The organism is Streptomyces sp. CRN 30 (assembly GCF_034105845.1).
This window is the reverse complement of record NZ_JAVRHI010000495.1, coordinates 36,444-43,734: the sequence shown is the minus strand read 5'-3', so window position 1 is coordinate 43,734 and position 7,291 is coordinate 36,444. Positions and strand designations below refer to the sequence as shown.

General features: G+C 71.7%; 10 protein-coding genes. 2 read left to right on the top strand and 8 right to left on the bottom strand.

What is annotated here, in order from left to right; genetic code table 11:
- From cbiE to UW392_RS56660, 6 genes are all read right to left on the bottom strand, one after another.
- The coding region (cbiE, locus tag UW392_RS56685) for a precorrin-6y C5,15-methyltransferase (decarboxylating) subunit CbiE (protein ID WP_320783324.1) at window positions 1-725 on the bottom strand (725 nt) is incomplete at its 3' end.
- Between the two features lie 70 nt (window positions 726-795).
- Window positions 796-1,434 carry a GNAT family N-acetyltransferase gene (locus UW392_RS56680; protein ID WP_320783323.1) on the bottom strand — a complete coding sequence of 213 codons (639 nt, stop codon included), beginning with the start codon at window positions 1,432-1,434 and terminating at the stop codon, window positions 796-798.
- A 157-nt stretch (window positions 1,435-1,591) separates the two neighbouring features.
- Entirely contained in the window at window positions 1,592-2,419 is an 828-nt protein-coding gene (locus UW392_RS56675) for a MetQ/NlpA family ABC transporter substrate-binding protein (RefSeq protein ID WP_320783322.1), read from the bottom strand.
- Window positions 2,420-2,495: 76 nt separating this feature from the next.
- Entirely contained in the window at window positions 2,496-3,233 is a 738-nt protein-coding gene (locus UW392_RS56670; RefSeq protein WP_320783321.1) for a methionine ABC transporter permease, read from the bottom strand.
- Window positions 3,230-4,267: a methionine ABC transporter ATP-binding protein gene (locus UW392_RS56665; RefSeq protein ID WP_320783320.1), complete on the bottom strand. Its 1,038-nt coding sequence runs from the start codon at window positions 4,265-4,267 to the stop codon at window positions 3,230-3,232. Before UW392_RS56665 ends, UW392_RS56670 begins: the two co-directional genes overlap by 4 nt.
- A gap of 374 nt (window positions 4,268-4,641) precedes the next feature.
- Entirely contained in the window at window positions 4,642-5,292 is a 651-nt protein-coding gene (locus tag UW392_RS56660) for an HAD family hydrolase (protein WP_320783319.1), read from the bottom strand.
- A gap of 70 nt (window positions 5,293-5,362) precedes the next feature.
- Here UW392_RS56660 and UW392_RS56655 point away from each other — a divergent pair, with 70 nt between their 5' ends.
- Window positions 5,363-5,722, top strand: a complete 360-nt coding sequence (locus tag UW392_RS56655; protein ID WP_320783318.1) for a hypothetical protein — start codon at window positions 5,363-5,365, stop codon at window positions 5,720-5,722.
- On the top strand, window positions 5,703-6,149 hold the full coding sequence (locus tag UW392_RS56650) for a hypothetical protein (protein WP_320783317.1): 447 nt from the start codon (window positions 5,703-5,705) through the stop codon (window positions 6,147-6,149). Before UW392_RS56655 ends, UW392_RS56650 begins: the two co-directional genes overlap by 20 nt.
- Window positions 6,150-6,210: 61 nt before the next feature.
- Here the strand turns inward: UW392_RS56650 and UW392_RS56645 are convergent, their stop codons facing one another.
- Window positions 6,211-6,708 (bottom strand): GNAT family N-acetyltransferase, encoded by a 498-nt coding sequence (locus tag UW392_RS56645; RefSeq protein ID WP_320783316.1) that lies wholly within the window; start codon window positions 6,706-6,708, stop codon window positions 6,211-6,213.
- 57 nt (window positions 6,709-6,765) lie between these two features.
- Window positions 6,766-7,260 (bottom strand): sigma-70 family RNA polymerase sigma factor, encoded by a 495-nt coding sequence (locus UW392_RS56640; RefSeq protein WP_320783315.1) that lies wholly within the window; start codon window positions 7,258-7,260, stop codon window positions 6,766-6,768.
- Window positions 7,261-7,291: the final 31 nt, after the last annotated feature.

Here is a 7,291-nt window from a genome sequence, read left to right as displayed (position 1 = left end):
AGCAGGTCGGTCTCCCCTTCGCCGAGCGGGCCGCCGTACGCCTCGCCCGGCAGCGACCAGCCGCGGGGGCCGGCGGCCGGGTCGCGGCCGGCGATCCAGCCCGCGCCCTCCCCGGCGGCGGACGGGCCGCCGACGACGATGACGACGTTGGGGTCGCGCCAGGTGTGGTCGGCGGCCTTGTCGGAGGTGACGACGGTGACGCGTTCGCGGTCGGTGCCGAGTTCCTCGCAGATGACGAAGGTGCGGTGCACGCCCTCCAGCAGCAGGCCGAGTTCGGCGGGTCCGGCGCCGGGCGAGGTGAGGACGGCGACCTTGGCGTGGGCGCGGCACACGTTGACCGCGCGCCGCAGGGTGCGGGGGTGGGCGACGACCACCTGGGCGTCGTCCCAGGGCATTCCGGCGCGGGCGAAGGCGGAGGCGACGGAGGAGACCGCGGGGACGACCTCGACCTCCAGGCCGAACTCGGGGTCGCGCAGGGTGCGTACGACGCCGAAGAAGCCGGGGTCGCCGTCGGCGAGGACGACCGCCGTGCCGCGGTGGGCGGCGATACGGCGGGCGGCGAGGGCGACGCTGCCGAGGCGGACGCGCTCGGCGCCGGCGGGTACCTCGTCGAGCGCCAGGTGGTGGGCGGCGCCGGCCACGAGGGTGGCGGCGCCGAGGGCGGAGCGTGCCGCGGCGGTCAGCGGCGAACCGTCCCAGCCGATCACGGTGACGCGGTCGGCCATCGTCCTCAGTCTCCAGGTTTTCGCAGGTCGTGCGGTGGTCAGCGGATGAGCGTACCCGGTGTGCCGGGGCTCAGCTCCAGTCGGTGAAGGAGGCGAAGCCGCCGGTGTCGGCGAGGTGCTCGGCGGCGCCGTCGAGGTCCTCGGGGAGCAGGCTCCACACGATGAAGTCGGTGCGGGTGTCGGTCCAGGTGCCGTCGTCGGCCCTGACGTGCGCTATGCAGGCGTTGCGCAGGACGCCCTCGCTGATGCTGCCGATCTTCTGGGCGACCTGCTGGGAGGCGGTGTTGTCGGCGGCGGTGCGCAGTTCGACGCGTTCGAGCTTCTGGTCGCCGAAGAGCCACTGGGCGGTGGCCAGCGCGGCCTCGGAGGCGTAGCCCTCGCCGCGGGCCCAGGGCGCGACTATGTAGGACAGCTCGGTGGAGCGGACCCGCCAGTTGGTCTTGGTGAGCTGGATGACGCCGACCAGGCGCTGGGTGAGGAACTCGGTGACGGCGAGGTCGAGTCCGCGGCCGGCCGCGCGTTCGGCGGGGGCGTGCTCGGTGATCCAGGTGCGGGCGGCGTCCTCGTCGAAGGGCTGGGGGACGTCGGTCCAGGCGGCGACCTGTTCGTCGTTCATCATGGCGGCGAGGGCGGGGACGTCGTCCTCGTCGAGGGGACGCAGCACCAACCGCTCCGTGCTGATGGAGATGTTGGGGAAGGTGCTCGTCATGCGCCGCTCCGTAACCTTCGTGGACGTCGATCCCTGCTGAACTGCCCAGCATGCAGCATGCGGGCACCGGACCGCACCACGGGGTCCGCTCCCAGCGTCATGGAGCGGACCCCGTGCGTGACGGACGGCCGGATCAGCGCCCGGACGGACGGCCGGATCAGAACGAGGCGAGCACGGAGCCGTCGTACTTGTCCTCGATGAACTTCTTGACCTCGTCGGAGGTGAGGAGCTTCGCGAGCTTCTTCACCCGCGGGTCGTCCTCGTTGCCCTCCTTCACGGCGAGGAGGTTGCTGTTCGGGTTGGACTTGGCGGACTCCAGGACCAGCGCGTCCTCGGCGGGCTTGAGGTCGGCCTCGATGGCGTAGTTGCCGTTGACCACGGCGGCGTCCACGTCGTCCAGGGAGCGCGGGGTCTGGGCCGCCTCCAGCTCCTTGAACTTCAGCTTCTTGGGGTTCTCGGTGATGTCCGAGGGGGTCGCCGAGGTTCCGACGCCGTCCTTGAGCGTGATGATGTCGTGGGCGGCGAGCAGCTGGAGGGCGCGGCCTTCGTTGACCGTGTCGTTCGGCACGGCGACCGTCGCGCCGCTCTTCAGCTCCTCTGCCTTGTCGACCTTGTTGGAGTACAGGCCGAGCGGCTCCAGGTGCACGTCGACGACGGACACGATGTGCGTGCCGTTCTTCTTGTTGAAGTCGTCGAGGTAGGGCTGGGTCTGGAAGTAGTTGGCGCCGACCGAGCCGTCCTCGGTCGCCGTGTTCGGCGTGACGTAGTCGGTGAACTCCTTGACCTCCAGGTCCAGGCCCGCCTTCTCAGCCAGGTTGTCCTTGACGTAGTCGAGGATCTCGGCGTGCGGGGTGGGGCTGGCTGCGACGATCAGCGGACCGTCGGTGTCGGAGGCGGAGTCGTCACCGGAGCCGCAGGCGCTGAGCCCGAGGGTGAGGGCTCCGGCGGCGAGGACGGCGGTGGTGATCCTGGCGGTGTTACGCACGAAAAGTGCCTTTCCATCTGGGTGTAGCGACCCCGTGCGGGTGGTACGGGGGGCGTCGGTGGGCGTGTGCCCGGGTTCAGGCGACCTTGCTGACGTCGGCCGAGGCGGGCTCCTTGGCCTTGAGCAGCCTGAGCCTCGGTCCGGGTCCGGAGCGGCCGCCGCGCCGGTGCAGGGCGCGGGCGGCGTAGTCGCCGGCGAACTGGATGACGGAGATGGCCACGGCGAGCACCGCGACGGTGATCCACATCAGGCCGGTCTCGAAGCGCTGGTAGCCGTAGCGGACGGCGAGGTCGCCGAGGCCGCCGCCGCCGACGGTGCCGGCCATGGCGGAGTAGCCGATGAGCGCGATGACCGTCGTGGTGGTGGAGGCGATGAGGGACGGCAGGGCCTCGGGGACGAGTACCTTGCGGACGATCGTCCAGGTGTTGCCGCCCATCGACTGGACGGCCTCGACCAGTCCGCCGTCGACCTCGCGGACGGCCGTCTCGACCAGGCGCGCGAAGAACGGGATGCCGCCGATGGCCAGCGGCACGATGGCGGCCTCGGAGCCGATGGTGGTGCCGGTGATCCAGCGGGTGAAGCTCATCAGGGCGACCATCAGGATGATGAACGGCATCGAGCGGGCGATGTTCACGACCTGCCCGAGGACCTTGTTCACCAGGGTGTTCTGGAGCAGGCCGCCCCGGTCGGTGAGGACGAGGAGGACACCGATCGGCAGTCCGGCGACGACGGCGATCACCGTCGACCAGCCGACCATGACCAGTGTCTCCTGACACGCCTGCTCCAGCAGGGGCTGCATCTCGGACCAGGTCACAGGGCACCTTCCTTCACCAGCGGGGGCTGGTCGTCGCCGACCACGTCGATCTGGAGGCCCTGTTCGCGCAGGAAGCCGACGGGCACCACGTTGTCCTCGTAGCGGCCGGGCAGTTCGATGCGCATCCGGCCGACCTGGAGGCCGCCGACGGTGTCGATGGCGGCGCCCAGGATCGAGATGTCGATGTTGTAGGTGCGCGACAGCTGGGAGATGACGGGCTGGGTGGCGGCCTCGCCGTGGAAGGTGACGTCGACCACGGTGCGGTCCTCGGCGGAGCGCTCGCCGCCGACGGGGAAGAGCGCGGCGGCCAGTTCGGAGTCCGGGGTGGCGAGCAGTTCGCTGACGGTGCCGGACTCGACGACGCGCCCGGACCGCATCAGGGCGGCCGAGTCGCAGACGCTCTTGACGACGTCCATCTCGTGGGTGATGAGCAGGACGGTCAGGCCGAGCTGCTGGTTCAGGTCGCGCAGCAGCTGGAGGATGGAGCGGGTGGTCTCCGGGTCGAGGGCGCTGGTGGCCTCGTCGGAGAGGAGCACCTTGGGGTCGCCGGCCAGGGCGCGGGCGATGCCGACGCGCTGCTTCTGGCCGCCGGAGAGCTGGGCCGGGTAGGACTTGGCCTTGTCGGCGAGGCCGACCAGGTCGAGCAGTTCCAGCGCCTTGCGGGAACGTTCCTTCCCGGAGGTGCCGAGGATCTCCAGGGGCAGCTCGACGTTGTCCTGCACGGTCCGGGTGGAGAGCAGGTTGAAGTGCTGGAAGACCATGCCGATGCGGCTGCGCGCCTGCCGCAGCTCCTTGCCCGCGCGGGGGCCGCGCCCGGCCAGCGCCGTGAGGTCCTGACCGGCGACGGTGACCGTGCCGGACGTGGGGCGCTCCAGGAGGTTGACGCAGCGGATGAGCGAGGACTTGCCGGCGCCGGACTGGCCGATGACGCCGTACACCTCGCCTTCGCGGACGTGCAGGTCGACCCCGTCCAGGGCGGTGACCTCGCGACCGCGTGAGCGGTAGACCTTTGTCAGGCCGGAGGTGGTGATCACGTGGGTTTCCGTCACTGTCGAGTGCGCGGGCGCGGATGGGCCCGCGCACGGGTGCATGCGGTCGGGACGCGGCACGGTTCCCGCCGTGGCGGTGGTCCGGGGAAACACGTGGGCGCGGGGCTCGGCCGCCGACGGTGGCGGTCCGGAGCCGGCTCTCGCTTCGGGGCGCGAGGCGCGGGTGGTGCGGGGGCCCTCTAGCAGGCGCGCATTCGACACATACAACGAGCACCGGGCGTCATGGTCGCCTCGGTCGCAGGAGTGCGGTCGCTCGTCGTGGTCATGCGATCAGTAAAGCAGACGTATACGTTCGACCAGGACACCGCTGTCCAGCATGCGGACAGCGGCGGAACGCCCGTGGACACGCCCGGCCCCGGTCACCCCCGTACGGCGATCTCCAGGCCCCCTTCGGTGACCTGGACGGACAGGGCAGCGAGGTTGTCGACGACCAGGTCGGCGTCGAGTTCGTCGGCGCGGTGGGTTGTGGTCAACGCCACGGTGGTCATGCCGGCGGCCCGGCCGGAGCGGAGTCCGGCGGGGGCGTCCTCGAAGACCACGCAGGCCGCGGGGTCGACGCCGAGGGCGCGGGCGCCGAGCAGGTAGGGCTCGGGATCGGGCTTGCCGCGCGTGATGTCGTCGGCGGCTATCAGCGTCTTGGGCAGCACGCCGACGGCGGCGAGCCGGGCCTCGGCGAGACGCCGGGTGGCGGAGGTGACGACCGCCCAGCGGTCGGCGGGGAGCGCGCCGAGGAGGTCGAGGGTGCCGGGGAGCAGGTGCACGCCCCCGTTGGGGACGTCCTCGACCTCCAGGTCCTCGATCCGGGCGACGGCCGCGGGCACCACGTCGGCGGGCAGCAGGTCGGCGGCGACCTCGGCGGCGGTCCGGCCGTGCAGTTCCACCCGCGCGAACGCCTCGGCGGTGATCCCGTACTCCCCGGCCCACCGCGTCCAGCAGCGGTGCACGGACTCCAGGGAGGAGACGAGGGTTCCGTCGTTGTCGAACAGGAGGGCTTGCGCGCGGATCTTCATACCGTCGACCCTACGGCGCCCGCCGGGGTCGGCCGCGTCGGGCCGTTTCCGCCGTAATAAGGTCACTGCCATGCTTGACGTCCTGACGCTGGTGACCGGCGTCGCCGCGCTGCTGCTCGCCGCCTGGTGCGGCTGGGCCGCGTACCGTGACCAGCCGACGAAGGACTGGCACTTCATCGGCATGGCCGTGGTGTCGGTGCTGGCCCTCGTCCAGCTGGTGATCGGCTTCGTGCGGCTGGGACAGGGCGACGACCCCGAGCAGGGCACGGTGATCTTCGTGTCCTATCTGCTGGGCGCCTTCGCGTGCGTCCCGGCCGCGGGGTTCATGTCGCTGGCCGAGCGGACCCGCTGGGGCTCGGTGACGGTGGCCGCCGGCGGTGTGGTCCTGGCCGTCCTGGAGGTGCGGCTCTATGACATCTGGGGAGGCTGAGGTGGCAGCGACCGAGAAGCCGGGGCGCACGCGCCTGATCGGCGGTCCCGGCATCCTGCTGGTCTGGCTCTACGGCGTGATGGTCGTCGGCGCCGTGTCGCGCTCGGTGTACCAGATCGCGACGGAGTTCGACCGGGCACCGCTGGCGTACACGCTCTCCGCGGTGGCCGGCGTCGTCTACGGCTTCATCACGTACACGCTGGTGCGCGGCGGGGAGACGGCACGCCGGGCGGCGCGGATCTGCTGCGCGGCCGAGCTGGCCGGGGTCCTGGTCGTGGGCACCTGGACGATGGTCGAGCCGTCCGCGTTCCCGGACGCGACCGTGTGGTCGGAGTACGGGATGGGATACCTCTTCATCCCCGTGCTGCTGCCGGTCTCCGCGCTGTGGTGGCTGCGCCGGTCCGGCCTGCGGGACAGCACCGCCTGAGCCCGGCGAGCGGATGCCGCCTGAGCCCGGCGGCATCCGGTCCGCGCCGTCCGCCTCCGGGTCAGGCCGTCGCCACGTAGGCGCCGGACCGCTTCTCCAGGACGATCATCGGGACGCCGTCGGCGCCCTGCGAGGTGCCGACCGTCTCGTAGCCGACCCGCTGGTAGAGCCGCAGGTTGCTCTCGCTGCGGTGGCCGGTGTGGAGCCGGAAGCGGGTCGCGCCGCGCTGCTCGGCGAGGGCCGCCTCGGCCGCCTTGAGGAGGCGGGCGCCGATGCCGTGGCCCTGGAGCCGCGGGTGGACGCAGAGCTTGCCGATGGCCGCGGAGCCGTCGTCGGTGACCCGGCCACGCACCGAGCCGACCACCTCGTCGCCGAGGCGCGCGACGAAGACGGTGTCCTTGACGACCTCCTCGCGCACGGAGTCGAGGGTCTGGACGAGCGGGTCGATGCGGTAGTTGCCGTAGAGCGCCGCCTCGCTCTGGAAGCAGAGGTACTGCAGCCGGAAGATCTGCTCGGCATCCTGCTCGGTCGCCGCCGAGATGGTCACGCTCATGCCCATGTGCGCATGCCTCCCGCTCACCTGATCGCCTGTTGTCCCTCACTCCTATCCCCGTCCTCACTCGCCCGCAACCTCCGGTGCCAGCAATCGGCGCAGACATCCCAGGCATCTGGAACGTTCCGGGCCAAGACTGCCCTGTGAGATACCCAACTCCCCCGCGATCTCGCGGTAGGTCAGGTCCTTCGGGGACAGCAGCGCCTCCATGAGACGGGGGCAGCGGCCCGGCAGCCGGTGCACGGCGTCGCGCAGGGCCCGGCCGCGGGCGGCGGCGAGGGCGTACTGCTCCGGACCGCGGGCGGCGGAGTCGGTGGGCTCGGTTCCGTACGGGCGTTCGGCGCGGGCCGTACGGCGGGTGCGGCGGGACTCGCTGCGGACGGCGCCGCGCACCCAGCGGTGGGGGTCGCTGGGCGGGTCGTCGGCCTCCAGGCGCTCCAGGAGCCGCAGCCAGACCGCCTGCTCCAGGTCACCGGGGTCGCCGCCGGACGCATATGCCTCGGCCGTGGCCTCGGCGGTGAGCAGCGGTCCCAGGATGGTGAGCAGGTTGTGCGTCATATGCGCAGATACGACCGGCGCCCGGACGGCG